This window comes from Ruegeria sp. CDSA246 (assembly GCF_059611225.1).
In genome coordinates, this window is record NZ_JBXWPD010000013.1 from 82,053 (window position 1) to 105,774 (window position 23,722).

Annotated in this window: 20 protein-coding genes; 12 read left to right on the forward strand and 8 right to left on the reverse strand. The window is 55.9% G+C overall.

The window, feature by feature from the left end; all coding sequences use genetic code 11:
- Positions 1–39: 39 nt before the first annotated feature.
- Together AC2FI9_RS17020 and AC2FI9_RS17025 are read right to left on the reverse strand one after the other, a co-directional pair.
- Positions 40–1,668, reverse strand: a complete 1,629-nt coding sequence (locus AC2FI9_RS17020) for a peptide ABC transporter substrate-binding protein (RefSeq protein WP_496706595.1) — start codon at positions 1,666–1,668, stop codon at positions 40–42.
- A gap of 404 nt (positions 1,669–2,072) precedes the next feature.
- A complete protein-coding gene (locus AC2FI9_RS17025; RefSeq protein WP_496769263.1) occupies positions 2,073–3,296 on the reverse strand; it encodes a lytic murein transglycosylase in 1,224 nt (407 codons plus the stop codon).
- 199 nt (positions 3,297–3,495) lie between these two features.
- Between AC2FI9_RS17025 and AC2FI9_RS17030 the strand changes: the two genes are divergently transcribed.
- Genes AC2FI9_RS17030 through AC2FI9_RS17055 form a run of 6 tightly spaced genes read left to right on the forward strand, consistent with a single transcriptional unit; the run spans position 3,496 to position 10,027 of the window.
- Positions 3,496–4,458: a ubiquinol oxidase subunit II gene (locus tag AC2FI9_RS17030; RefSeq protein WP_496769265.1), complete on the forward strand. Its 963-nt coding sequence runs from the start codon at positions 3,496–3,498 to the stop codon at positions 4,456–4,458.
- Complete coding sequence (locus AC2FI9_RS17035) at positions 4,455–6,545, forward strand: cbb3-type cytochrome c oxidase subunit I (protein WP_496769267.1); 2,091 nt, start codon at positions 4,455–4,457, stop codon at positions 6,543–6,545. Before AC2FI9_RS17030 ends, AC2FI9_RS17035 begins: the two co-directional genes overlap by 4 nt.
- Positions 6,542–7,174: a cytochrome c oxidase subunit 3 gene (locus AC2FI9_RS17040; RefSeq protein ID WP_282152113.1), complete on the forward strand. Its 633-nt coding sequence runs from the start codon at positions 6,542–6,544 to the stop codon at positions 7,172–7,174. Before AC2FI9_RS17035 ends, AC2FI9_RS17040 begins: the two co-directional genes overlap by 4 nt.
- The gene (locus tag AC2FI9_RS17045) at positions 7,167–7,493 is read left to right on the forward strand and encodes a cytochrome o ubiquinol oxidase subunit IV (RefSeq protein ID WP_113790775.1); all 327 of its coding nucleotides are present in this window, start codon (positions 7,167–7,169) and stop codon (positions 7,491–7,493) included. Before AC2FI9_RS17040 ends, AC2FI9_RS17045 begins: the two co-directional genes overlap by 8 nt.
- A 33-nt stretch (positions 7,494–7,526) precedes the next feature.
- Positions 7,527–8,507: an HlyD family secretion protein gene (locus AC2FI9_RS17050; protein WP_496769269.1), complete on the forward strand. Its 981-nt coding sequence runs from the start codon at positions 7,527–7,529 to the stop codon at positions 8,505–8,507.
- The gene (locus AC2FI9_RS17055; RefSeq protein WP_496769271.1) at positions 8,504–10,027 is read left to right on the forward strand and encodes a DHA2 family efflux MFS transporter permease subunit; all 1,524 of its coding nucleotides are present in this window, start codon (positions 8,504–8,506) and stop codon (positions 10,025–10,027) included. Before AC2FI9_RS17050 ends, AC2FI9_RS17055 begins: the two co-directional genes overlap by 4 nt.
- Here AC2FI9_RS17055 and AC2FI9_RS17060 read toward each other — a convergent pair.
- Together AC2FI9_RS17060 and AC2FI9_RS17065 are read right to left on the reverse strand one after the other, a co-directional pair.
- A complete protein-coding gene (locus AC2FI9_RS17060; RefSeq protein ID WP_496769273.1) occupies positions 10,024–10,386 on the reverse strand; it encodes a fluoride efflux transporter FluC in 363 nt (120 codons plus the stop codon). The genes AC2FI9_RS17055 and AC2FI9_RS17060 overlap by 4 nt on opposite strands.
- The gene (locus tag AC2FI9_RS17065) at positions 10,383–10,790 is read right to left on the reverse strand and encodes a fluoride efflux transporter FluC (RefSeq protein ID WP_496769275.1); all 408 of its coding nucleotides are present in this window, start codon (positions 10,788–10,790) and stop codon (positions 10,383–10,385) included. The genes AC2FI9_RS17060 and AC2FI9_RS17065 overlap by 4 nt, the downstream gene beginning before the upstream one ends.
- A 216-nt stretch (positions 10,791–11,006) precedes the next feature.
- Between AC2FI9_RS17065 and AC2FI9_RS17070 the strand changes: the two genes are divergently transcribed.
- The 3 genes from AC2FI9_RS17070 (at position 11,007) to AC2FI9_RS17080 (ending at position 15,113) form a co-directional block, all read left to right on the forward strand.
- Positions 11,007–12,587 carry an FMN-binding glutamate synthase family protein gene (locus AC2FI9_RS17070; RefSeq protein ID WP_496769278.1) on the forward strand — a complete coding sequence of 527 codons (1,581 nt, stop codon included), beginning with the start codon at positions 11,007–11,009 and terminating at the stop codon, positions 12,585–12,587.
- A 61-nt stretch (positions 12,588–12,648) separates the two neighbouring features.
- Positions 12,649–13,188 carry an RNA polymerase sigma factor gene (locus AC2FI9_RS17075; RefSeq protein WP_496769327.1) on the forward strand — a complete coding sequence of 180 codons (540 nt, stop codon included), beginning with the start codon at positions 12,649–12,651 and terminating at the stop codon, positions 13,186–13,188.
- On the forward strand, positions 13,185–15,113 hold the full coding sequence (locus AC2FI9_RS17080; protein ID WP_496769281.1) for a vWA domain-containing protein: 1,929 nt from the start codon (positions 13,185–13,187) through the stop codon (positions 15,111–15,113). Before AC2FI9_RS17075 ends, AC2FI9_RS17080 begins: the two co-directional genes overlap by 4 nt.
- A 43-nt stretch (positions 15,114–15,156) precedes the next feature.
- On the opposite strand, the gene AC2FI9_RS17085 is transcribed toward AC2FI9_RS17080, so the two are convergent.
- From AC2FI9_RS17085 to AC2FI9_RS17100, 4 genes are read right to left on the reverse strand one after another with little or no spacing between them, the layout of a single operon-like run.
- Positions 15,157–15,807: an ABC-type transport auxiliary lipoprotein family protein gene (locus AC2FI9_RS17085; RefSeq protein WP_496740334.1), complete on the reverse strand. Its 651-nt coding sequence runs from the start codon at positions 15,805–15,807 to the stop codon at positions 15,157–15,159.
- The gene (locus tag AC2FI9_RS17090; RefSeq protein ID WP_496769283.1) at positions 15,804–17,120 is read right to left on the reverse strand and encodes an MlaD family protein; all 1,317 of its coding nucleotides are present in this window, start codon (positions 17,118–17,120) and stop codon (positions 15,804–15,806) included. The genes AC2FI9_RS17085 and AC2FI9_RS17090 overlap by 4 nt, the downstream gene beginning before the upstream one ends.
- 5 nt (positions 17,121–17,125) lie before the next feature.
- Positions 17,126–17,941 (reverse strand): ABC transporter ATP-binding protein, encoded by an 816-nt coding sequence (locus AC2FI9_RS17095; RefSeq protein WP_472725066.1) that lies wholly within the window; start codon positions 17,939–17,941, stop codon positions 17,126–17,128.
- Between the two features lies 1 nt (position 17,942).
- A complete protein-coding gene (locus tag AC2FI9_RS17100; RefSeq protein WP_496725046.1) occupies positions 17,943–19,067 on the reverse strand; it encodes an ABC transporter permease in 1,125 nt (374 codons plus the stop codon).
- 296 nt (positions 19,068–19,363) lie between these two features.
- Between AC2FI9_RS17100 and AC2FI9_RS17105 the strand changes: the two genes are divergently transcribed.
- From AC2FI9_RS17105 to AC2FI9_RS17115, 3 genes are all read left to right on the forward strand, one after another.
- A complete protein-coding gene (locus tag AC2FI9_RS17105) occupies positions 19,364–20,896 on the forward strand; it encodes a sulfatase-like hydrolase/transferase (RefSeq protein ID WP_496769285.1) in 1,533 nt (510 codons plus the stop codon).
- 130 nt (positions 20,897–21,026) lie between these two features.
- On the forward strand, positions 21,027–22,892 hold the full coding sequence (locus AC2FI9_RS17110) for a PAS-domain containing protein (protein WP_496769287.1): 1,866 nt from the start codon (positions 21,027–21,029) through the stop codon (positions 22,890–22,892).
- Positions 22,892–23,590 carry a response regulator transcription factor gene (locus tag AC2FI9_RS17115; protein WP_496769289.1) on the forward strand — a complete coding sequence of 233 codons (699 nt, stop codon included), beginning with the start codon at positions 22,892–22,894 and terminating at the stop codon, positions 23,588–23,590. The genes AC2FI9_RS17110 and AC2FI9_RS17115 overlap by 1 nt, the downstream gene beginning before the upstream one ends.
- Positions 23,591–23,722: the final 132 nt, after the last annotated feature.

Below are 23,722 nucleotides of genomic sequence, written 5' to 3' on the forward strand. Positions count from 1 at the left end.
CCGGAAAGAACTCCGGGGCAAAGCTTGGTCTAAGGAAGATTATTCGGCGGTTTTGTAGAGGTTCTTGGAATACCAGTTCTGCTCTACGTTTTTGACCGGCCAGTTACCGACATCGCTGTCCATCATGTAGACGCCAGCATAGTGATAGATCGGGATAACGGGCGTCTCTTGCGCGATGATACGCTCGACCTCGGTGTACAGAGGTGCGGCATCGTCAGAGGTTTTGGCTTCGGACAGCAGTTCATCAACGCGGGCGTTGTTGTACTTGCCGTCGTTATAACCGGAATCCGACTGTAGCAGATCGAGGAAGGTCGAGGCTTCGTTATAATCGCCACACCATGCTCCGCGTGCCATATCGAAGTTCTGGTTGCCACGCTCTTCCAGGAAGATCTTCCATTCCATGTTGGCCAGCTCGGCATTGACGCCCAGCTTTTGCTTCCACATCTGGCTCAGGGCCACGGCAACTTTTTTGTGCGCTTCCGAGGTGTTGTAAACCATCTCAAAGCTCAGTGGGTTGTCGGGACCATAACCAGCTGCGGCTAGCAGTTCCTTGGCCAGTTCGTCGCGCTCGGCCTGCGACATGGACGCCATTTCTACGTCTGGAACGTCAAAGCCAGCGGTTGCTGCCGGGGCAAAGGTATAAGCCTGCGGCTGCCCACCTGCCATTATGTTCTCAGTGATGATCTTACGATCAACTGCCAGGGACAGCGCCTGACGGACGTTCGGGTCCTTGAAGGCTTCGGGGCCACCATCGGACAGGTTGAACGTGTAATAATAGTTACACAGGCGCGGGAAGCTGATTGCTTCTTCCGGGTGCTCTTTTTGCAAGCGTGGGAACTGACCTGCGGGAACTTCTGTGCGGTCCAGCTCACCTGCCAGGTAACGGGTCAGCGCGACGTTTTCGTCGTTGATGACCAGTGCCACGACTTTTTCGATGATCGTGTTGTCGTTATCCCAGTAGTTTTCGTTCCGCTCACGAACCGAACGTTCCTGCGGCAGATGCTCGGTCAGGACGTATGCACCGTTCGATACGATGTTTTCAGGCTTGGTCCAGGCGTCGCCAAACTCTTCGATAACTTTCTGCGGGGCAGGGAAAGTGGTCGAATGCGTGGTCATTTGCGGGAAGTACGGCAGCGGTGCGCTGAGCGTCACTTCAAGCGTGTGGTCGTCGATGGCTTTAACGCCCAAGTCGTCAACCGACTTGTCACCTGCGATGATTTCAGATGCGTTCTCGATCGACATCAGTTCCATGAACCATGCATAGGGCGAGGACAGGGCGGGATCGACGGCACGTTTCCAGGCGAAAACAAAATCGCTGGCGGTTACCGGATCACCATTCGACCACTTCGCATCGTCGCGCAGGGAAAAGGTGTAAACGTCTTTGGAGTCGTTGGTGGTGTAACCGGTGGCAACACCGGGGACCAGATTACCGTCTTCGTCCTGGTTCATCAGGCCTTCGAACAGGTCACGCACGATCTCGGCGCCGGAAACATCCTCAACAACTTGAGGATCGACCGAGCTGTGTTCGTCCAGAATACGATAGGTAAAGGTCTGGTCATCCGCCAACGCTTCGCCGGTAGTCGGATGGGTTCCGGCGGCAAATGCAGCACCGGTTATCATGGTCGAGGTCAATAGCCCCGCAAGAGATGTACGAATATACTTGTTCATGTTTTTCAACTCCCGTTTTTTTTTCAGCAACCCACGCGCATCCCTTCAGGATGGCTGAGGGCCACCATGTTTGTCCGACCCAGAAAGAGACCGGGACTGGTTCGAATTTTGCTTTTTCAGATCGCAATGAACACCGCGTCGCAGTCTTTCGGTTTGCAGTCGGGAACGTGTTTGCAAAAGTCGCCTTTCACTGATGTCGAACGTGGCATTATTTCAAAAAAGGTTAAAGCCTTTGCCTTAAAATTGGGCAACCAGAGGTGGAATGTGAATGGAAACGGGGGTGCAGTGGAAATTTTATGTTGAAACTCGGAGGCTTCGTGACATTTTCGTGAAGGGTGCCGATTTTCGTTTGGTTGTTTCCGTCGGGTCAAACAGCTGAGGGGGCTCTGGAACAGGGCGAATCGCTACTGTTTCAGGCTGGCCTTCATTCCCGCATCAGGAAAGCAGGTCGGAGTCTGGCCGATCGATTCTTGCCAACGCCCGATCGAGCGGCGGGTTTTAAAACCCGGTAGGCCATCTGCCCCGCCCACGTCGTGTCCTTGTTGTTCCAGTGTGCGTTGCATGGACGCTATGTCAGACCGGTACAAATTTCCCACCTTGCCCCAGCGTCCTGTGAAATCGCCAACGCCATATTGAATGCGGTCTCCGACGTGTCCAACGAACAAGGCATAAAGATCGCTTTTGTTGTATTCCTTGAGGACATAGAAGTTTGGTGTGACGACAAAGGCAGGGCCGTTCCGCCCCGCGGGCATCATCAAATACCCCTCTCCGGCCAATTCATGTCTTGGAAACGGCTTGCCTGACACACGGGTAATTCCCATTTCGGCCCAGTCCCGAATGGGTCTGCCTTGGTCAGGGCCTTCCAGTGCGCAGGATATGGTGTCAGGAACTATGACCTCGAACCCCCAATCTCGCCCGGTCCTCCAACTATGCTGCGCCAGATAATTCCCGATAGAAGCAATTGTATCTTCGGCTGAGGTCCAAATGTCGGCCTTCCCGTCCGCGTTCCCGTCGGCCGCATAGGTCAGGAAATTGGAGGGCATGAATTGCGGTTGACCCAAAGCGCCCGCCCAACTGCTTTTCATTGTGCCCGGTGGTGCATCGCCCGCCTCGGCGATTTGCAGTGCCGCGATCAGCTCTTTGGTAAAATAGTCAGCGCGGGTACTCATGAACCCTTTGGTGCCCAACACCTGGAACGTGTTGTGCCGAATGGGAACTTGCCCATAGCCGCTCTCACGACCCCATATGGCCAGAATGATGCGGGCGGGCACGCCTGTTTCGGCCTCGACGCGCGACAAGGTTGCGGCGTGTCGCCGGGCCATTTGCCGCCCGACTGATGTCGCACCCTGTACGGAACCCGCCTTGAAGTAGCGACTCGGAGAGCCAAATTCAGCCTGTTTTTGCCGTTTCGGGGTTTTGATCGGTTGCCCCGGCGGCACCAGATCGGGCAATTTCCAGTTCAGCGTCACACCGTCAAAGGCCTGCTGCATCGTGCGCCTGGAAACACCCTTGGCCCTGGCCTTCGGCCAGATGGTGTCTTGCAGCCAAGACTGGAATTGTCTTTCAACCGCAGCACGATCTTGTGCGGTTGCGCTTGTGGACAGGCACCAAAGACCCAGGACGAACATGATCCATCGCATCGCTTAAGGTCTGGCTTGGTCAAAGCCGCAAGTCAACAGCGGTTTTCCTGAGGTTTTGTCTGCGCCCATCCCCACCGTTGATCCGGGTCGGTAGCAGAGCACCGACCTATTTGGGAAAAAGCCTTGAGAAATTTCATTTGTCTGCCGATAGTTGGCGCGAGAGCTTGCTTTAGGAGGACAATCAGGCGTGGCCCTATTCCGAATGTCACCAAAGGCGATGCAAGTTGTGATTGTCGCTGCGGCTCTCTCTGCTACGGCGCAAGCTGCCGGTGCAAGTGACAGTTTCATGGACCCACAAGGTCCGATTGCCGCTGTCCAAAAAGTGCACCTTTTCCGGGCAACTGTCCTGATCCTATTGGCGGTTATTCCGGTTCTTGTTCTGGTGCCGCTGATTGCTTTTCGGTATCGCCGCCGCAAAGAAGGCGGAGCCACATACCGGCCCAAGTGGGATTTCTCCGGTCCGTTGGAGTTCGTTATGTGGGGCGTGCCGGTCCTGATTGTCGCGCTGCTGTCTTTCTATCTGTACGCGTCGACCCACCGATTGGACCCATATTCGGATCGCTTTGGCGAAATGCCTGCGCTGAACGTTCAGGTCGTCGGATTGGATTGGAAATGGCTGTTCATCTACCCTGACCTAGGCATCGCCAGCGTCGGAGAGCTTGGCATTCCCGTCAAACAGCAGGTCGCAATGACACTGACGACCGACACTGTGATGCAGTCCTTCATGATCCCTGCTTTGGCTGGCCAGATTTATGCAATGCCCGGTATGACGACAGAACTGCATGTCGTGTCGGATGTGGCTGCAACAATGCAGGGCGAGAACACCCAATATAACGGGCGCGGGTTCACCAAACAGAAGTTCCAAACCGTCGCCATGTCCGCTGAGGAATTCAACGAATGGGCCGACAAGGTCCGCAGCAACGGCATTGCGCTGAATGACGAGACCTATCGCATTTTAGCCATGCGGACGGACCGGGACGAGGTGCAGGCCGCGTTGGGAACCGCGCAAATGCCAGATAACGCGTTGTATTTCACGCTGGAGGACAGCAACCTGTTTCATTCAATTGTGCATCGGTATCACGGCAACAATGCTCTGACCGCCGACCAGCAGCCAGGGACGGTAGAATTCGGACGGGAGGCGCAGCAATGACCACCAATGGTTCTGGCTTCTTCGGCCGCCTGGATTGGGACGCGTTTCCGATCACAGGGCTTATTCAGGATCCCAACACAAATGAGATTGTCGCCAACACGGCCGCTGCGATAGTGATCGTCGGTGTCATCGTCGTCGTCGGATCATTAACGTGGTTTCGTCTTTGGGGACCATTGTGGCGCGATTGGCTGACCAGTTCGGATCACAAGAAGATCGGCATCATGTACATCGTCTTTGCAATCGTCATGCTGGCGCGCGGTGTGTTGGAAGGCGTGGTAATGCGTGCGCAGCAGGCGGCAGGGCCGGGCGACGGGTTTCTAGAGGCCGAGCATTTTGCCGAGCTCTTCAGTACTCACGGGACCATCATGATCTTCTTCGTCGCCGTACCATTTGTGTTCGGTCTTGCGAATTTCCTGATACCGCTGATGATCGGCGCTCGCGATGTGGCTTTCCCCGTGATGAACCAAATCAGCCTTGGGCTGACCGTCTCAGCCGGGATGATGCTGATGGTCTCGCTTGTGGTGGGCGAGTTTTCGACTGGCGGCTGGACAGCATACCCGCCGTACACTGGTGCGGCGTTCAATCCCGGTGTTGGCCCTGACTACTGGATCTGGGCGATCGTCGTCTCTGGTGTCGGAACCACACTTACGGGCATCAATTTTGCAGTCACGATCTATAAGCTGCGCGCGCCGGGCATGAAATTCATGCGGCTGCCGATGTATTGCTGGACAATCATCTGCAGCTCAATCCTGATCGTCTTTGCCATGCCGCCTCTGGGCGTTGCCGCACTGATGCTTGCAGCGGACCGGTATCTGGACTTTCATTTTTTCACCAACGACCTTGGCGGCAACATGATGAACTATGCCAATATGTTCTGGCTGTTTGGTCATCCCGAAGTCTATTTGCTGGTTCTGCCGGCCTACGGTATCTACTCTGAGGTCTTCGCAACCTTCTCGGCCAAGCGCCTGTACGGCTACAACTCGCTGGTAATCGCCACCATGTCGATTGCGGTGTTGTCATTCACTGTCTGGCTGCACCATTTCTTCACCATGGGTCAAAGCGCGCTGATCAACGCCGTGTTTGGCATCGCTACAATGCTAATTGCTATCCCGACAGGGGTGAAGGTCTATGACTGGATGGCTACCTTGTTCCGCGGGCGAATCCGGTTTTCGGTGCCAATGCTCTATGGGTTGTCTTTCTTGATGTTGTTTGTCATCGGCGGGCTTTCCGGTGTGATCCTCGCAAACCCAACAGTGGACTATCAGGTTCACAACACACTGTTCCTGGTCGCCCACTTCCATAACGTCCTGTTGCCAGGCGTGCTGTTCGGACTGCTTGCCGGATACAACTATTGGTTCCCCAAAGCATTCGGGTTCCGCCTGAACGAGTTCTGGGGCCGTATCTCGGTTGCGTTGTGGACCGTCGGGTTCATGCTGACATTCCTGCCGCTGTATTTCGTCGGCCTGATGGGAATGCCACGCAGGTCATTCAGTTGGGAGGACCCGAGCTTCCACCCGTACATGATCGTCGCCGTCGTCGGCGCGCTGATCATATTGGGGGCTTTGCTGTCGGTGGTCGTGCAACTGTGGGTCAGTATCCGTGATCGGGAAAAGGCACGCGTTCCGGTCGGTGATCCATGGGATGCGCATACGTTGGAATGGTCGATCCCGGCCCCGCCTCCTTCCTATAATTTTGCCATCATCCCCCATGTGACCGATCGAGACGATTTCGCCGCCGCGAAAGAGCGCGGCAACGCGTATCCGTCGCCTGATGCCTATGAGGATATCTCGGTTCCGTTAAACACTGGCATTGGGTTCAGTCTCTGCGTGCTCAGCGGGGTTTGGATGTTTGCGCTGGTCTGGTGGATTTGGTGGTTGGCAGCGTTGATGACAATCTTGATGCTTGCATCCTTTATCGCGTGGACGTTTAAGGCCGAAACAGAGCGGGTCATCCCGGCAGACGACGTGCGTAAGCAGCACGAAGCCTGGTTGGATCTGGTTCACAATTCTACGCCCGTTGACCGTGATCACGAAACTGCCCCGGAAAATCGCGGATTGGCCCGCTCTGATCTGGAGGCCGTGACATGAAACGCGCGCCCACCCACAGCTATCCCGGCCTGAACCTTGGACGGCGGCACGCAAGTGCCGACAAGGCAAGCGAAGTCGTCACCTTTGGGTTCTGGGTCTTTCTGATGAGCGATCTGGTCTATTTCGGGCTGATGTTCGCGATCTACATCACGATGATCGACGCACAGGCAGGCGGACCCGGGCCGCACGAGCTGTTCGACCTTAAAAGCATCTTTGCGCAGACGCTGATCCTTTTGACCAGCAGCCTTACCGTGGGTCTGGCGATGCTTGCGCTCAAATACAATCTTCCGCGGTGGCGGATCATATTCTGGTTCTTCGTGACTCTGGTTCTTGGTCTCAGTTTTCTGGTTCTGGAGATCCGCGATTTCATGGCGATGGCGGAAAAGGGCGGTATCCCTCAGCGTAGCGGTTTTCTGTCCGCGTTTTATGGCTTGGTACCCCTTCACGGCCTGCACGTTACAGCAGGGTGCATTTGGCTGATCGTGCTGGGCATTCAGCTAAGGGTCTTTGGCCTGACTGATCTCCTGATGTCACGCGTGGTGCGGCTGGCGTTGTTCTGGCACTTTCTGGACCTCATCTGGATCGGCATCATCACGATCGTTTATTTCGGAGGGCTGACTTATGGATAAACGTAGCGAAATGCATCGCCGCGAGCGCCGCCGTTATGTGATCGGCTATGGTGGGTCGCTTTTGTTGACCTTTGCAGTTTTCGGAATCGCTTATCGTTACGGCATTGAGACAAAGGGCGTTTACCTTGCAATCAGTCTGCTTGGGTTGGCTCAGCTGATCGTACAGCTGGTTTATTTCCTGCACATCGACCGACGTCGCAGCAGCCGCGAAGATCTGGACCTTATCCTGTTTTCCACGATGGTGCTGCTGATCATCATTCTTGGAACTGTTTGGATCATGGGTAATCTGGCGGTTCGGATGCACACGTTTCCAATGTGACGTTCGGCCAAGCCAAATGAAGGGGGCTGGTTCATGAAATCTCTTAAGGTCGTTGGCGCGGTGGTCATCTTGGGCGCAATTGCCGTCGGGCTGCTGTTGTACTGGCGCCATCAGGAACGATACCCTTCGACCGATGACGCCTATGTGGGGGCGAACATCATATACGTGGCACCACAAATCACCGGTCAGGTTGCCGAAGTGCTTGTGATTGAGAACCAGCCGGTCAAAACCGGGGACTTGCTGTTCACAATCGACGATACGCAATTCAAAGCCTCGGTCGATCAGGCCAAGGCCAACCTCGACAGCGCGGTGCAGCAGGCGCAGTCTTACGGTACGCAGATCGCGGCTGCACAAGCAGTGGTCGACAGCACGCAGTCGGCCTACAATACGGCTCAGAGCAATCTGGAACGTGCTAAGGCGCTGTTTTCAGATGGTGATCTGGCGCAGGCGTCACTGGATCAGACCAGTTCGGAATTTGCGCGCGCCGCGGCGCAACTTACCACAAGCCAATCCGCCCTGTTGGCCTTACAAAGTGGTTTGGCGGCCAAACAGGACGATATACTGTCATCGCAAGCCCAAGTGGAAATTGCTCAGGCCAATCAAAATTGGACCAAGATCTTTGCATCGGCAGATGGGTGGATCGCCAACTTGACTCTCAGGCCCGGATCGTCGGTTTCAGCTAACGCGCCGCAGTTTTCGATCGTCGAGTCGTCTGATTGGTGGGTGGATGCCAATTTCAAAGAGACATCACTGCCGCGCATTCGTCCGGGTCAGCAGGTCACGGTAAAGATCGACATGATGCCGGGCGTCACCCTGACGGGCAAAGTTGCGTCAATCGGACGGGGGTCGGGGGATACGTTTTCGCTTCTGCCGTCCGAAAATGCCAGCGGCAATTGGGTCAAGGTGACGAGGCGCTTTCCGGTGCGGGTTGAACTTGATCCCACGGATGCCCCATTGCGCGTGGGCGGCAGTAGCAAGGTGACCGTGGATACCACACCGCAGGCCCAAAAATGACATCCCCGGCAGCAGGCCACATCAATCCGGTGATTGTGGTTGCTGTTGTCCTCAGCGCTATTCTTGAGGTGCTCGACAGCACAATCGTCAATGTCGCGCTGCCCCATATTCAGGCGGCGTTCGGCGCAACAACCGATCAGGCCACATGGATACTGACCAGTTATATTGTGTCGGCCGTTGTGGTCATGCCACTGACTGGTTTTGTCGCCCGCCGCGTCGGCCGTCGACGTCTGATCCTGACCGCTGTGACCGGGTTCGCGACGATGTCGGTCATGTGTGGCCTGTCCTGGAGCCTTGAGACCATCGTCGCCTTTCGCCTGGCCCAAGGCATGTTCGGCGCCTTTCTGATCCCGTTGTCTCAATCCATTCTGTTCGACGCCTACCCCCGTGAAAAACGTGGGCAGGCGATGGCGGTCTTCGGTTTGGGAGTCGTCGTGGCCCCGGTGTTGGGTCCCACGGTAGGAGCAATCCTGACCGAATACTTCTCGTGGCGAATGGTGTTCTTCGTGAACCTGCCGGTAGCCGCGATGGCGTTGCTTTTGTTGGCCGGAGAGTTGCCAGACGACGAAACCGAAGAGGTTCGCATCGATTGGAAAGGCCTTGCCCTTCTGGCCATTGGCATAGGCTGCCTGCAATTTGTTCTGGATCAGGGAGAGACCAAGGACTGGCTGTCATCACGGGTCATTCAGGTTGCCCTCATCGCGTCGGTTTTGGGCGCGGTTGGGTTTATCATCCATGTGCTGACCACGGAAAAGCCGGTTGTCGACTTGCGGTTTTTCGCGGATCGCAATTTCGCGCTGTGCAATCTGGTTATCGCAGGATTTGCCATTTCCCTGTTCGGAGGTATCGCGATCCTGCCGACTTTCGTTCAGAACTTGCTGGACTATCCAGTCATCACATCGGGCCATCTTTTTATCCCGCGAGGGGTCGCCGCCGGGCTGTCGATGGTCCTGACCGGAGCCGTTTTGGTCACGCGTTTCGATCCGCGTGTTCTGGCCGGGCTGGGTATGCTTTTGACGGCTGTCAGCAATTTCATGATGGGGGCGCTCAACATGGATGCTGGATTTTGGGAGCTTGCCTGGCCTGGGGCGGTTAGCGGTCTGGGAATGGGGCTGGTGTTTGTGCCGATGTCGATATTGGCGTTTGAAAGCATCTCCAAGTCGCGGCAGGATGAGGCATCCGGCCTGTTCAATGTGACCCGCCAGCTGGGCTCATCGGTTGGAATTTCCTTGGTCGGAACTTGGGTCGTTCGGGGCCTTCAAACAAACACGGCTGTTCTCAGCCAAAATGTGACGCCCTATAACCCGGCCGCGCAAGCTTATCTTGCGCCACTGAACCTGACGCCAGACAGTGCGCAGGGGGCGGCCATTCTGGGGCAGGAGATCGCGCAGCAGGCTGAACTGATTTCATATCTAACCGTCTTCAACAATCTGGGGCTTTTGGCCTTGGCGACCATTCCGCTGCTGTTCTTTTGCAAAGCACCTAAACCTGGAACGCAGACGTCGGTGCCTGCACATTAACGCATTACGAACAAGCCAAATGCCAATGCCGCCCAGCAAAGACCCAGGCTGAGCAATATATTGCCCGCCGCCAGCGCAACGGTCCGTTCGCGTCTGAGTTCCAGCGACTGATAGGCAAAACTGGAAAAAGTCGTGAAGCCGCCACAAAAGCCAAAGACCAGGCGTCTTTGTTCTTCGCCCATCTCATTTGATCCTCCGAGGTATCCGATCCACAAACCCAGCAGCAGGCTACCCAGAACGTTTACGATCAGGGTCGAAAACGGCAGGTCATGAACAATCCGCAGTGCGATCCAGTGGCGCAAAACGGCCCCTAAACCGCCGCCCAATCCGAACATCGCGTGCAGAAACAATTCGCTCATTCGGTCGCCCTTGGTGGAGAAAAGCGTCTTCCGATAGCCTCACCCAGAATGGCTGCTGCCAGTCCCGCGACGATTTCCAACGCGGCGGCTGAGGCTGCGATCCAGATGTTGGACAAGGCTAACCGCTCCAATTCCGCAACAAATGAGGAAAAGGTCGACAGGCCACCACAAAAGCCGACAGCACCAAGATGCAGAACATGGGCATGGACGCGGTTTCGCACCGAATAAAGCCACCCCAGTATGAAACAGGCCACGATATTGATGCCAAAGGTCTGCGTCAGAAAACCGGCACCCGGTATATTCACCGAGAACAACTCGCGCAGTAGCGACCCAACTGCGCCGCCAATGAACACGGCTCCGAACATCAATGCCGTGGTCCGAACATGCGTTCGTTTCTGTGTCACAGCCTGCCGTCCTGCCCCTATCCCGTTTCCTCGGGCATAATAGCTGGCGTTGCCCGGATCAACCGTGACCAATTTCCGGACTACATTTCACATCTTCGCCCGTTTGCGTGAAGGCGGGCACAATCGCTTGCAATCTAACAGCGATTTGCCCCACGTTTGGCGAACACCTCAGCTGCTACCGCAGGCCGGAAAGCACGCGACCCTGGGAGAGCACGAATGATTGTACGCAGACTCTATTACTTCATTGCATATGTGTGTCTGCCGCTGACCCTGTTGTGGGGTTTTTTCTGGCCGCCCGCCCATTGGTTGCTGGTGGTGCTCATTCCATATGCCGTGATCGGCCTTTACGACATGCTGACGACCAAACACAACGTGCTGAACAACTATCCGGTCCTGGGGCATTTCCGGTATATGCTGGAGTTCGTCAGCCCGGAAATCCGGCAGTATTTTGTGGAAACCAACGAAAGCGGCCGCCCTTTCAATAGGATCGTACGATCACTTGTCTACTCGCGGGCCAAAGGACAGGTGGATACGCAGGCCTTTGGTACGCAATACGACGTCCTGTCAGTCGGGTATCATCGTGCTAACCACTCGCTTGCGCCCAAGCATGTGGATGAAAGCGAAGAACGGATCATGCTGGGTGGCCCGCAATGCACGCAGCCATACAGTGCGTCGCGGCTGAACGTCTCCGCCATGAGCTTTGGGGCGCTCAGCGCCAATGCGATCCGGGCACTGAACGGCGGCGCCAAGGACGGCGGATTTGCGCATAACACGGGTGAGGGCGGCCTGTCCCCGCACCATCTGGCCGAGGGTGGCGACATCATTTGGCAGATCGGAACAGGCTATTTCGGCTGCCGCACGCCCGAGGGTGGTTTTGACAAGGACCTGTTTGCCGAAAAGGCAAAAAAGGACGTTGTCAAAGCGATTGAAATCAAGCTGTCGCAGGGGGCCAAGCCATCGCATGGCGGGGTGTTACCTGCCGCAAAGGTGGATCAGGAGATCGCTGAAATCCGTGGCGTGCCCGAACATCAGGACGTGATATCCCCGCCCACCCACTCTGCCTTCGAAGGCCCGACCGGTCTGATCCATTTTGTACAGCATCTGCGGGAAATGTCTGGCGGTAAACCAATCGGGTTCAAGCTGTGTATTGGCAGACCGTCCGAATTCATGGCGATTTGCAAGGCGATGCTGGAAACAGGAATCCTGCCGGACTTCATCACGATTGACGGTGCCGAAGGCGGTACCGGTGCTGCCCCGGTCGAATTCACCAACCGTTTGGGCATGCCGCTGAACGAAGCGCTGATTTTCGTCAACAACTGCCTGCGTGGCGTCGGTTTGCGCGACAAAATCCGGATCATCTGTTCGGGTAAGGTAGCCACCGGCTACGACATGGTCGAAAAATTCGCGCTGGGGGCGGACATGTGTAATGCAGCGCGCGCAATGATGTTTGCCGTGGGGTGCATTCAGGCGCTGCATTGCAATACGAACCGCTGCCCATCAGGCGTAGCCACCCAGGACCCGATACGGGGCAGGGCGGTCAATGTTCCCCAAAAACGCGAACGCGTACACCGCTTTCACGATGCGACATTGGAAAGCTTCCGCGAACTTTTGGGCGCTATGGGCAAAGACAAGGTGTCGGACCTTCACCCGGTAGATATCCGCCGTCGTACGGTAGACGAGCGGGAACGGTCTTATGCCGAACTCTATACCCTTATTGACGAAGGCGTTTTGTTGACCGACACAATTCCGCCCGACTACGCGGCCGATTGGAAACTCGCCTCGGCGGACCACTTTTAATTTTTTTGGCGACATCGCCAAGGATTGACGTTTTCGATCCGTCATACTCAGTGTGATGCGTATGAAAACATCGGATGAGGACTTGGCCAGGGCCGCTGCGGACGGGGACGCTGATGCGTTTGCGACCCTGTTGCAGCGTCACTATGACCGGATCTTTCGTCTGGCTTTTCGCCTGACCGGACGGGCTGATCAGGCCGAGGATCTGGCACAGGATATCTGTGCGGCGTTGCCCACCAAAATCGCGGGTTTTCGGGCGCAGGCCAAGTTCACAACCTGGCTTTATCGCGTTGTCGTCAACGCGGCCGAGGACGCCCGGCGTCGCCAAGCAAGTCACAGTCGCGCTGCCGCAGGGTGGGGTGATGTGGAGCAATTGCGACGGGCAGAAGCGACCGAGACGGCCCAAGCAATGGATTGGTTGCAGCGCGCCATGCGGTCTCTGCCACTCGATTTGCAAGATACTCTGGCCCTGACATTAGAGGATGAAATGACACACGCCGAAGCTGCAGCAGTTCTGGGCGTGTCCGAAGGCACCGTGTCCTGGCGCATGTCGGACATTCGCAAACGTCTGCGCGCCCTGCGACAAGAGGATTTGGCACCATGACCGATGATCTTGATGACTTCAAAGCCTTGATGGATGCTGCGACGCCGGCACCAGATGCCGAACGGCGGGCGCAAAACTTAAAACGGGCTCAGAAAAATTATGCACACAGCCAAGGATCGCATGCTGCGATGCGTCCGACTGTTAAGCGAGGCCCAATGGCCCGCATGACAGAAGGAACGAAATCCATGTTGAATGCTTTGTCCCATCGCGGCGCCCTAACCGCGACAACCGCAATTGCCGCTGTTGCGCTGATTATGTTCGTGCCGCAATCCCGCGACATCGTTGTGCAGCCCCTATCGCGCAGCGAAAGCCCTGCGCCCGCACCCGAAGCAGATTCTGCCGTATTGGAAGAACCCGTCGTTGAGGCCCCGGTCGTTGTTGAAGAGTATGCCGCGCCCGTGCGATCCAAAGCGGCCGCCCCTCAGCAAGGCGTTTCGGGCTTGGTTGCTGGAAACACTGCGCGACTTGGCGTCACTTCGGGCGATGCTACTCATATGATGGTTGAACGCGAGGTGGGAATTCTGCCCCTCTCGGATACCGAGGCGTTTTCAAACGCTGAAGCCAATCCTCTGAAAGTCACCAGTGAAGAGCCTGTTTCCACCTTTTCAATTGACGTCGATACGGCCTCGTATTCGATCGTCCGGTCCTCTCTTATGCGCGGTCAGCTTCCACCCAAGGATGCCGTCCGTGTCGAAGAGATGGTAAATTATTTTCCTTACTCCTACCCCGCGCCAGAAGGGGACGCGCCGTTCCGGCCGACGATCACAGTAACACCGACGCCTTGGAATGAGGGTACTCAGCTTGTGCATGTCGGTATCCAAGGAGCATTGCCGCAGATTGAGGACCGACCACCGCTTAATCTGGTCTTTCTGATCGATACGTCGGGATCGATGCATGATGCCAACAAACTACCACTGTTAAAACAATCGTTCCGTTTGATGCTGTCAGAGTTGCGAGATGAGGACGAGGTCTCGATCGTGACCTATGCCGGAAGCGCGGGGCAGGTTCTGGAACCCACTGCGGTCGTGGAACGTGACAAAATCCTCGGCGCGCTCGACCAGTTGGAGGCAGGCGGTTCGACCGCAGGTCAGGCCGGGTTGCAACAGGCATATCAGGTAGCCGAAAGCATGAGCGCCGACGACGAGGTCACGCGCGTCATCCTGGCAACGGATGGCGACTTTAATGTTGGCCTGTCTGATCCTAATGCGCTGAAAGACTTCATAGCAAATAAACGTGACAGCGGTACGTTTCTGAGTGTTTTGGGTTTTGGCCGGGGTAATCTGGATGATGCCACGATGCAGGCACTAGCCCAGAACGGAAACGGACAGGCCGCGTATATCGACACGCTGAGCGAGGCGCAAAAAGTCCTGGTAGACCAGTTGACCGGCGCATTGTTCCCAATTGCCAACGACGTCAAAATCCAGGTTGAGTTCAACCCGTCACAAATAGCCGAATATCGCCTGATCGGATACGAGACGCGCGCGTTGCGTCGAGAAGATTTCACCAATGACAAAGTTGACGCCGGTGATATTGGAGCAGGCCATTCGGTCACGGCGATTTACGAGGTCACGCCTGTTGGTTCAGACGCCATCCTGAACGACCCGTTGCGCTATGGTGCCCAAGCGGTGCGCGATGGTTCGGATGAGATCGGGTTTTTCAAGCTGCGTTACAAAATGTCGGGATCTGACCAAAGTCAGTTGATCGAACAGCCCATTGCGGCGCTGCAGGGCGAGGCTACAGACGATGTCCGCTTTTCCTATGCTGTCGCCGGATTCGGGCAGTTATTGCGCGGTGCAGAGTATCTGGGGAACTGGTCCTACGACGATGCGATCGGATTGGCGAACGCGGCGCGTGGCGAAGATCCCTTTGGGTACAGGGCCGAAGCTGCCACGCTCATGCGGCTTGCACAAACACTGTCAAGGTAACAGCGGGCAATGGGGCGCTGCGTTGGGCAGCGCCCGTGTCCCGTCAATACGATCTTTGGTTGTTGGCCGCATGTGTATTGATCCGGCGCACGCTCCACTCTACGGCGTCGCGCATGGTCCTGCCCAAAGCATCGTCAAAGGCTTTCACAAGGTCAGGCGTCGCATCGCTAGCAGAGGCAACAACTTCCCGAAATGAACTGGACGCGATGATCTTGTCTTCGAATTCATCAATGATCTTAATGTTCATGCGCACTTCGACGCGAATGGTTTTTGTCCCCTCAACATCGCTGACGACGAACCCCTGAAATTCGCGCAGGTCCGGAACGATGACATAATCTGCGCGCAGACCCACGGTTGAGCGACCAACAGCGGCCACCTTGCCGCTGTTTTCATAGCTTTCGACCAACAGCGCCTGTACGATAAGCGGTGCACGGTCGACCCATCTGGCGCGCGGTAGATATTGCACCTGCAATGGGGTTGGCTGAACAGCGATCTGATCGGTATTGACCGCGGCCGTAGCCGTCGGTTCCTGTACAACGATTTGTTTTTGCACACGCGGTAACGAAGACGAAAAGGTGCTTTTGGGCGTCAAGAGATACAGGTCGTTTGGCTTGGAGGCCTGCCTCAGCGTACCCAACCCGGTGCATGCGCCCAGCGACACCAACGCCAGAACCAAAAGAAACAGCCTGATCATTGGCGAAACTCCGAAGCTTGGGTTCCCAGTAAGAACCTTGCTGGGTCACGTTCGACTTTGTCCACCAGCCGATCCAGGCTGATCACCAGTCGTTGCGACTCTTCTATGAAACGTGTGAATTGGGGCAGGCCGACGCGGAGGAAGTCGGACAATTGCCGCCGATTGTCCTGGACGATGCCGTCGATGGTCCCCAGTAACTCGGATGCCGATCGCGATGCATTGAGGATATCTGCCGAAATCTCGTCCAGCTTGCTTGTGACATTAGACACCGTCGAGGCGACCTGATTGGCCGCATTGCGGATATCGTCCATGACTGCGCCGACGTCTTTGTTGATGACCTCATTGGCCGAGTCAAAAGCGCGTTCCGCAGAAGCCAATGTGGTGTTTGCCGTATCCATCGCTGCCGTGATCGACCCCAGTGTTTTGTTTGCATTCACAAAGGTCTCGGTCGCGGTCGCCAAAGCAACGCTGCCTTCGTCGGACAGGCCGGTCAGGCGTTCTGCCAATGTCGAGGCGCGATCGATGAAGGGTTTCACGTCGTCCTGTATTATGCGATCGGCCGATTCAATTGTGGTCTTGGCGCTGTTCAGTGTTTCCGTTGCGGACTCGGATGCAGTTTTTACGCTTTTGAGTGTGTCTGTCCCTGTCGTCAGGGTGGTTTCGGCTGTGTCGGCCAATTTATCAAGCCGCGTTGTAAAGTTGCCCAGTTGCTTGGCAGCGCCGCCAAGGTCGGTGGACAAGCTTTCGAAATCTGTCAGCGTTTTGTCCAGCCTGCCGGATGCAGAAGCCAGGTTGTCCAAAATTTTGCTGACGGATTGGCGGTTCTTGTCGTCAACGACCGAATTCAGACTCTCAAGCAGGGTAACCGCCTCATCCAGAACTTTCGGGGCACCTTCGAACAAGGATTGAATCGCGCTGCGCTTGCTTTTGATTACGCTGTTTTCCGGCAAGGGTTTGTCGCTGCTTTTGCCACCCGTCAGCTCAACATAACTGACGCCAGTTACGCCCAGAGATTGTAGCTGCGCGATGGTATCTTCGGTGACGGGTATGTCGGCATCTACTTCAAGCTTAACGCGCACCTTTGACGGATCGTCCTCGTCCAGGTTCAACGAAATCACCTGACCAACGGGCAAGCCGTTGAAGCTTACGCCGCCCGCAGAGGAGAGGCCCGATACGTTTTCGAACAGAACGTCGTAATATGCGTATTGGCGCGACACCTCGAATTTCGCGAGCCATAGGAAAAACCCGAAGGCACCAAGGATGCCCGCGATTGTGAACGCGCCGATCAGGATATAGTTTGCCCGGGTTTCCATAGCCTTTACCTGTCCTGACCCTTCTCTTGCGCCGCGCGGGCCCGGGGGCCGGTGAAATACTCTTGAACCCAAGGATGGTCGACTTTGGTCATTTCTTCAATCGGACCTTCAACCAGAACCCGTTTTTCTGCGAGCACTGCGACCCTATCGCAAATGGCATAAAGACTATCGAGGTCATGCGTGACCATAAAGACCGTCAAGCCTAATGCATGCTGCAATTCGCCGATCAACTCGTCATACGCAGCCGCGCCGATTGGGTCGAGACCCGCGGTTGGCTCGTCCAGAAACACAATTTCCGGGTCCAACGCCAAGGCGCGGGCAAGGGCGGCGCGTTTGCGCATTCCGCCGGACAATTCGGAAGGCAATTTCCCGCAACTCAGTTGCGGCAAACCGACAAGGCTGATCTTCAGGTTACCAAGCGCGCACATCAGGTTTTCGCTCAGCCCTGTATGTTCGCGCAGTGGCGCCATCACGTTCTGCAAGACCGTTAGCGAGGAAAACAATGCCCCATCCTGAAAGGCAACGCCCCAGCGACGCTCAATCCGGCGGCGTTCCTGCTCTGGGCCATTCAATACGTCGACACCCAGCACCTCGATGCTGCCCGCCGCGGGTCTGTTCAAGCCCACAATCGTGCGCAGCAGAACCGATTTGCCAGTTCCCGATCCGCCGACGATCCCCAGAACTTCACCACGCCACACATCCAGATTCAGATTCTGATGTACAACTTGAGGCCCAAACTGGTTTGTAAGATTGCGAACGCGGATAACCGCTTCGCGTTGAGCGTCGGATTTAGAAGTTTGTTCCAGCGTCGTACCGTCCAACTCAGACCTCCATCACCGAAAAGAAGATCGAGAACAAAGCATCCAAAGCGATCACCAGAAAGATGGATTGCACAACCGAAGCCGTGGTTCGTTGCCCGACGGATTGGGCAGACCCCTTGACCTGCATGGCCTGCCAACAAGCAATTACGCCGATGACCAAAGCAAAGAAGGGGGCCTTGATCATGCCAATGGCGAATTGCCAAATACCGGTGTTCTCTTTCAGGCGTGTGACGAACATGCCCGGGCTAACACCCAGGTCAATCCAACTCATCAATCCGCCGCCGATAAGGGCGGCAAGGTCGGCGATGAAACCAAGGATCGGCAGCATGATCAACAGGGCAACAACACGCGGGATCACCAACACCTCGATTGGGTCCAAACCCAACGTGCGCATTGCGTCGATCTCTTCCTGAACCTTCATCGAGCCAATCGAGGCGGTAAAAGCCGATCCTGAACGCCCCGCAACGATGATTGCGGTCAGCAAAATGCCGAGCTCACGCAAAACTGAGATCGAAATCAATTCGACCACGAAAATCTCGGCGCCGAACTGCTTTAGCTGGGTTGCGCCCTGAAAGGCCAGTACGACGCCGATCAGGAACCCCATAAGGGCAACGATCGGGATGGCCTTGAGTCCGGTCTCTTCCATTTGCGAGACCAAGGCCGCTTTGCGCAGACGGCGCGGCATTAGAATTGTACGGACAAGGCGATGCAGCGTCAGACCCAGGAAGCCCAGCAGGGATAGCATGTCTTTTCCGGCCTGGGCGGTGCGTTCCCCGACACTTGCGACCCAGTCGGTAAAACTGCGCTTTTCAGTTGCCACACCGGGGTCGTCGGGAATGTTTTCCGCCACGGTGTCTAAAAGAGCGGAATGGGCGGGCTTTAACCCTTCATAATGTACGGTCGCGCCACTTGCCTTTGCGCGCCGTGCAACATCGGCAATCAGCCATGCGCCACCGGTATCCAGTGCTCCGACCTTCGAAAGATCGACTGTTAGTTCGTCTCTGTCAGCGCTAAACTCTTCAAACGCCTTTTCGACCGTGTCCAGGGATTGAGTCACCAAATCACCCGAAACCCGCAGGTAAACGCCGTTGGCGTCACGGTCCGACTGTATCACTGGCTGCGTCATGAGCGTATGTGATGGCAAAGGACATTGACCTGCAACGGATTTTTGCGAACTGTGTTGTATTTATTGGCGCTCAATAGCGTCTAAGTGACATCTCCAGACACGAAGGTCGTGGTTGTGGTTGGTTTTGCGCTCAACTGGGCCGACCGGCGCAAGATCATTTCAAATAAATCTGTTGCTTCTGTTGCATGGGCGCGCCGGGCGAAAATCCGATGGGTCGTGACTCAGGTGTTGCGGGGTTCTGCGAACCAAGACAGAGTTCGCTCTGGCGCCACTGACGTGGAATCAAGGAGAGCGAAATGCGGCACGCTAAGAATGTTTTGTTCATCATCATAGATCAGTTGCGCGCCGACTGTCTGAACGGCGCTTTAGCGGCCCATGTCGATCTGCCAAACCTGCGTGCATTCATGGACGAGGCGGTGACGTTTGACCGGCATTTTTCGGTGACCAACCCCTGTGGTCCATCGCGTGTGTCAATCCTGACCGGGCAATATGCGATGAACCACCGATCGGTTCGCAATGGAACCCCGTTGCGGCATGACACCCCGAACATCGCGACCGAAATGCGCAAAGCCGGCTATCTGCCCATGCTGTTTGGATACACGGATACATCCGCCGACCCTAGGGTACATGACCACAACGATCCGATCCTGAAATCCTATGAACACCCAATGGCTGGGTTTCATGAGGTCCTCGAAATGCGGTTGGAGGAATCCTATCCTTGGCGCGGACATCTGATGCAAAAGGGCTACGCGTTCGAGGATTACTGGGATGTTCACAAGCCGGTCGCGCCGGATGGGGGTGAACCCCGGTTGAATGACCCGGCTATGTACCGGGCTGAAGACAGCGATACAGCCTTTCTGACGGACGTGTTCTTGAACAGCATGGCGCCTTATGTTGGCCAAGACTGGTTTGCCCATCTGACCTATATTCGACCACACCCGCCATTGGTCGCCCCGGCACCCTACAACGATATGTATGACCTAGCGACCCTGCCTCGGCCCGCAGGGTTCTCTGATCCGATGGATGAACGGGCGATGCATCCGTTTATTGGCCCGACAATTGACAATACGTCCGCCGGTGACTTTGTTTTGGGCTTTGAAGGGGTAGAGCCGACGCTTGAAAACATCCAAACGCTGCGCGCGGTTTATCTGGGTCTCGCAACCGAGGTTGACCATCACATCGGGCGTGTCGTCCAATTCCTGAAGGATAGTGGCCAATACGACAACACGATGGTTGTCATTACTGCGGACCACGGAGAGATGCTGGGCGACCGACACAGCTGGGGCAAGATGGCGGTCTTTGACGCCGCCTATAAAACGCCATTGATGATTAGGGACCCCAACAATCAATCGCATGCCGGGTCGGTGATCTCGGTACCGACGGAATCCATCGACATTACGCCGACTATTTTGGATTGGATCGGCCAGCCGATCCCAAATTCCATGGACGGTCGATCGTTGCTGCCGCTGATGCAAGGGCAAATCCCTGACGATTGGCGCAGCTATTCCTTCAGCGAGTTGGATTTTGCCGAACCAGAGCAACCTACGATCTGGCAGCAGGTTTTGGGTACGGGTAATAGCGATTCATGTCTGGGCATCCTGAGGGATGAGCGTTTCACTCTGGTCGAGTTCGCCGCAGACCTTCCGCCCATGCTGTTTGATCACCAGGATGGTGGAGAATTGCGGAACAAGGCGAATGATCCCGAATATTTGTCGGTCTTGATGCGCCTATCCAGACAAATGTTGCGCCATCGGATGAAAAATATGGATCATACACTGTCTCTGGATTCCATTACGGCGGATGGTCCCAAGACCAAATCCAGGTATTGATCGCAAAATATGTGCGACCCGTTTTTCCAACCTGTCGCGCTCTTGCCCTCTACACCTGTAACAGATCCAGTGTTACGCATGTGTCGCGGGGAGGATGGATTTGGAAATAACCGAGCAACAGATAAAGTCCATGACGACGGCTGGTCTGAATCTGATCGGCCAGGCCCTGTCAATTTATGACAGCCAGCTTCGGCTGGTGGTCAGCAATCGACCGTTTCAGACGATGTTTGATCTGCCGGACCATCTTGTACAGCCCGGCGCCTTGTTCAGCGACACAATCCGGCACCTCGCATCCAGTGGCGAATACGGCGATGTCGATGATGTCGAAGCGGCTGTCGATCTGCGCGTCAATCAGGCGCTGACATTCGAACCTCATTACATCGAACGCGTTCGGGCCAATGGTCAGGTTATTTCGGTTGAAGGTGCCCCCTTGCCCAAAGGCGGATGGGTGGCGGTCTATACGGACATCACCAATACGAAACAGGCGGAGGCGCTGCTGCGCGCCCGTTCCGAGGAGCTGTCTGGTCAATTGCTTGATCGGGCGGAGGAGCTGTCAGCAGCGAACAGAAAACTGGCGGCCACAAACTCGGCTTTGGAAGAAGCCAAACGCCAATTGACCGAGATCGAAGCGCGCACCCGTATGACGACCGAGATGATGCCGGCCCATATTGCACATCTGGATGCCAAAGGCTGCTACGATTACTCCAACCGGCGGCTAAACTCGGTCATGCCAGGTCGCCCGTCCGAGATTTTGGGTATGCATATTTCTAAGGCTTTGGGGTCTGCCGCTTTTACACGGGTCCAGGCGCATCTGCAAAAGGCCTATGCCGGAGAAACCTCTGTTTTCGAGTTTACCGAAGATCAGGATTCCAGGCGCATTCGCGTATCCTTCACACCTGATGGCGAAGGTGGTGTTTACATTATGTCCGTCGACATCACTGAGGAAACGCAAGCGCGCGTCGCGCTGCAACAAACCCGCCGCCGCGCGATGGCCGCACAGATGACAAGTGGGTTGGCGCATGATTTCTCGAACCTGTTGACCATTATTCTGGGCATGCAGTCCAGACTGGAAAAGATGGATTTGCCGGAAGATGCTCGTGAGCTGATTGACGCGACCAAGCAGACAGCGCGCAGGGGTGGGCAACTGTTGAATCGCATCGCGGACATGACGGGTAACCGGACACCTCAACCCAAAGCGACGGACATGCGCGGGTTGCTTGAGGATTTGCGCATTCTGGCCTCTCCATCTCTGCCGCGCGGGGTCGGCTTGTCGGTGGTTAACACGTTGCCGGACAAAGCTCTGATGCTGGATCCCGGGATGGTTCAGGACGCCTTGCTGAACCTGGTTTTGAACGCGCGAGATGCTTGTGGAGAATCCGGTCAGATCACAATCAGCGCCCATACCATCGGTGAGATATGGACCGAAATCGCAGTGTCAGACACGGGCCCCGGGTTTTCGAAAGATGCATTGGAAAAGGCGTTGAACCCGTTTTTTACAACCAAAGGCGACAAAGGGTCGGGTCTTGGTCTGCCGATGGTCTACGACACCGTCAAGCTGGCCGGCGGCGACCTGAGTTTGCGCAATACTCCGTCAGGTGCATCGGTCATTTTGCGACTGCCGTACCGAGCAGCCTTGCCGGTACAGGAAGGGTTGGTTCTGTTGGTCGAAGACAGCGACGATCTGCGCAGTCAGTTCCGCGATATGTTGGTCGACATCGGGTTTGCAGTGATTGAGGCGACGTCTTGTGACGAAGCCATCACCCTGGCAAAAGAGGTCAAAGACATTGCTTTGGTGCTGTCCGATATTCGCCTTGAAGGGCAGGAGACGGGTTTGGATCTTTTGGCAAAACTGGAGCCCGCCTTGCCTCGTATCCTGATGACATCACTGCCTTATGCCGATCCGTTGTATCGTGAGGCGCTGAAACGCGCGCCGGTGCTGCGGAAACCCTTCACCCGGGCGCAACTGTCCGCCCTGATCCGTGACGAGGCTGCCTGATGACCCAACCGCTGGTGACCATTGTCGATGATGAGCCCGAGATACGGCGCATTCTGACCGACGCGCTTGAAGAAGCAGGCTTTCGCACCCAGAGCTTTGCGCGCGCGCGGGAATTCGAAGCGTCGCTCAAACGGGTCACGCCGGACGTGTGTCTGGTTGACTTGTCATTGCCGGATACGGACGGGTTGGCACTGGTCCATCGGTTGGCTCTGGAGCAGGGGGCTTCGGTCATCATCATTTCTGGTCGTGCGCAGGTACAGGATCGCGTCACCGGTCTGGAACTGGGGGCGGATGACTACATTACCAAGCCGTTCGACCCGGCCGAAGTTGTGGCTCGCATTCGGGCGCGGTTGCGGTCTCCCAAGGCGCAGACCACACAATCTGACGTGGCACGTTTCAACGGCTGGACGGCCTACTTTGATCGCTACATCCTAGAAGACGGATCCGGTGCCGAAACTCCGTTCAGCCATGCAGAGGGCGAAGTTCTGAAGCTGTTTCTGGAAAGTCCCAAGCGATTGATCAGCCGCACTCAGATGCAAGATGCTCTGGGTGGTGCTGCCGGCGACAGTTTTGATCGTGCGATGGATGTCAGAATTTCCAGGTTGCGGACCAAACTGGGCGAAGACCCCAAAAACCCTCGCCTGATCAAAACTATCTATGGTGCCGGATATATTTTTTTGGGCGATGTTGAATGGTAAGCACTGGTCAAAACGACGACTTGCCGCACAAAAAGACAGGGCGCTGTTCCGGTCGTGTCGCGGTTTTTTGACTGAGGTAGAGGTAAACGCATGCCTTGGTGCTTGTTGATGTTAATCAATCGCGAGCAGGTT

What these genes read in the sequence shown, in the direction of transcription:
- AC2FI9_RS17040 (WP_282152113.1), top strand. Translation starts at nt 6,542, where the DNA reads ATGAAACGCGCGCCCACCCACAGCTATCCCGGCCTGAACCTTGGACGG.
- AC2FI9_RS17020 (WP_496706595.1), bottom strand. Translation starts at nt 1,668, where the DNA reads ATGAACAAGTATATTCGTACATCTCTTGCGGGGCTATTGACCTCGACC.
- AC2FI9_RS17115 (WP_496769289.1), top strand. Translation starts at nt 22,892, where the DNA reads ATGACCCAACCGCTGGTGACCATTGTCGATGATGAGCCCGAGATACGG.
- AC2FI9_RS17105 (WP_496769285.1), top strand. Translation starts at nt 19,364, where the DNA reads ATGCGGCACGCTAAGAATGTTTTGTTCATCATCATAGATCAGTTGCGC.
- AC2FI9_RS17035 (WP_496769267.1), top strand. Translation starts at nt 4,455, where the DNA reads ATGACCACCAATGGTTCTGGCTTCTTCGGCCGCCTGGATTGGGACGCG.
- AC2FI9_RS17090 (WP_496769283.1), bottom strand. Translation starts at nt 17,120, where the DNA reads ATGGAAACCCGGGCAAACTATATCCTGATCGGCGCGTTCACAATCGCG.
- AC2FI9_RS17110 (WP_496769287.1), top strand. Translation starts at nt 21,027, where the DNA reads ATGACGACGGCTGGTCTGAATCTGATCGGCCAGGCCCTGTCAATTTAT.
- AC2FI9_RS17070 (WP_496769278.1), top strand. Translation starts at nt 11,007, where the DNA reads ATGATTGTACGCAGACTCTATTACTTCATTGCATATGTGTGTCTGCCG.
- AC2FI9_RS17055 (WP_496769271.1), top strand. Translation starts at nt 8,504, where the DNA reads ATGACATCCCCGGCAGCAGGCCACATCAATCCGGTGATTGTGGTTGCT.
- AC2FI9_RS17025 (WP_496769263.1), bottom strand. Translation starts at nt 3,296, where the DNA reads ATGTTCGTCCTGGGTCTTTGGTGCCTGTCCACAAGCGCAACCGCACAA.
- AC2FI9_RS17060 (WP_496769273.1), bottom strand. Translation starts at nt 10,386, where the DNA reads ATGAGCGAATTGTTTCTGCACGCGATGTTCGGATTGGGCGGCGGTTTA.
- AC2FI9_RS17050 (WP_496769269.1), top strand. Translation starts at nt 7,527, where the DNA reads ATGAAATCTCTTAAGGTCGTTGGCGCGGTGGTCATCTTGGGCGCAATT.
- AC2FI9_RS17075 (WP_496769327.1), top strand. Translation starts at nt 12,649, where the DNA reads ATGAAAACATCGGATGAGGACTTGGCCAGGGCCGCTGCGGACGGGGAC.
- AC2FI9_RS17100 (WP_496725046.1), bottom strand. Translation starts at nt 19,067, where the DNA reads ATGACGCAGCCAGTGATACAGTCGGACCGTGACGCCAACGGCGTTTAC.
- AC2FI9_RS17080 (WP_496769281.1), top strand. Translation starts at nt 13,185, where the DNA reads ATGACCGATGATCTTGATGACTTCAAAGCCTTGATGGATGCTGCGACG.
- AC2FI9_RS17045 (WP_113790775.1), top strand. Translation starts at nt 7,167, where the DNA reads ATGGATAAACGTAGCGAAATGCATCGCCGCGAGCGCCGCCGTTATGTG.
- AC2FI9_RS17085 (WP_496740334.1), bottom strand. Translation starts at nt 15,807, where the DNA reads ATGATCAGGCTGTTTCTTTTGGTTCTGGCGTTGGTGTCGCTGGGCGCA.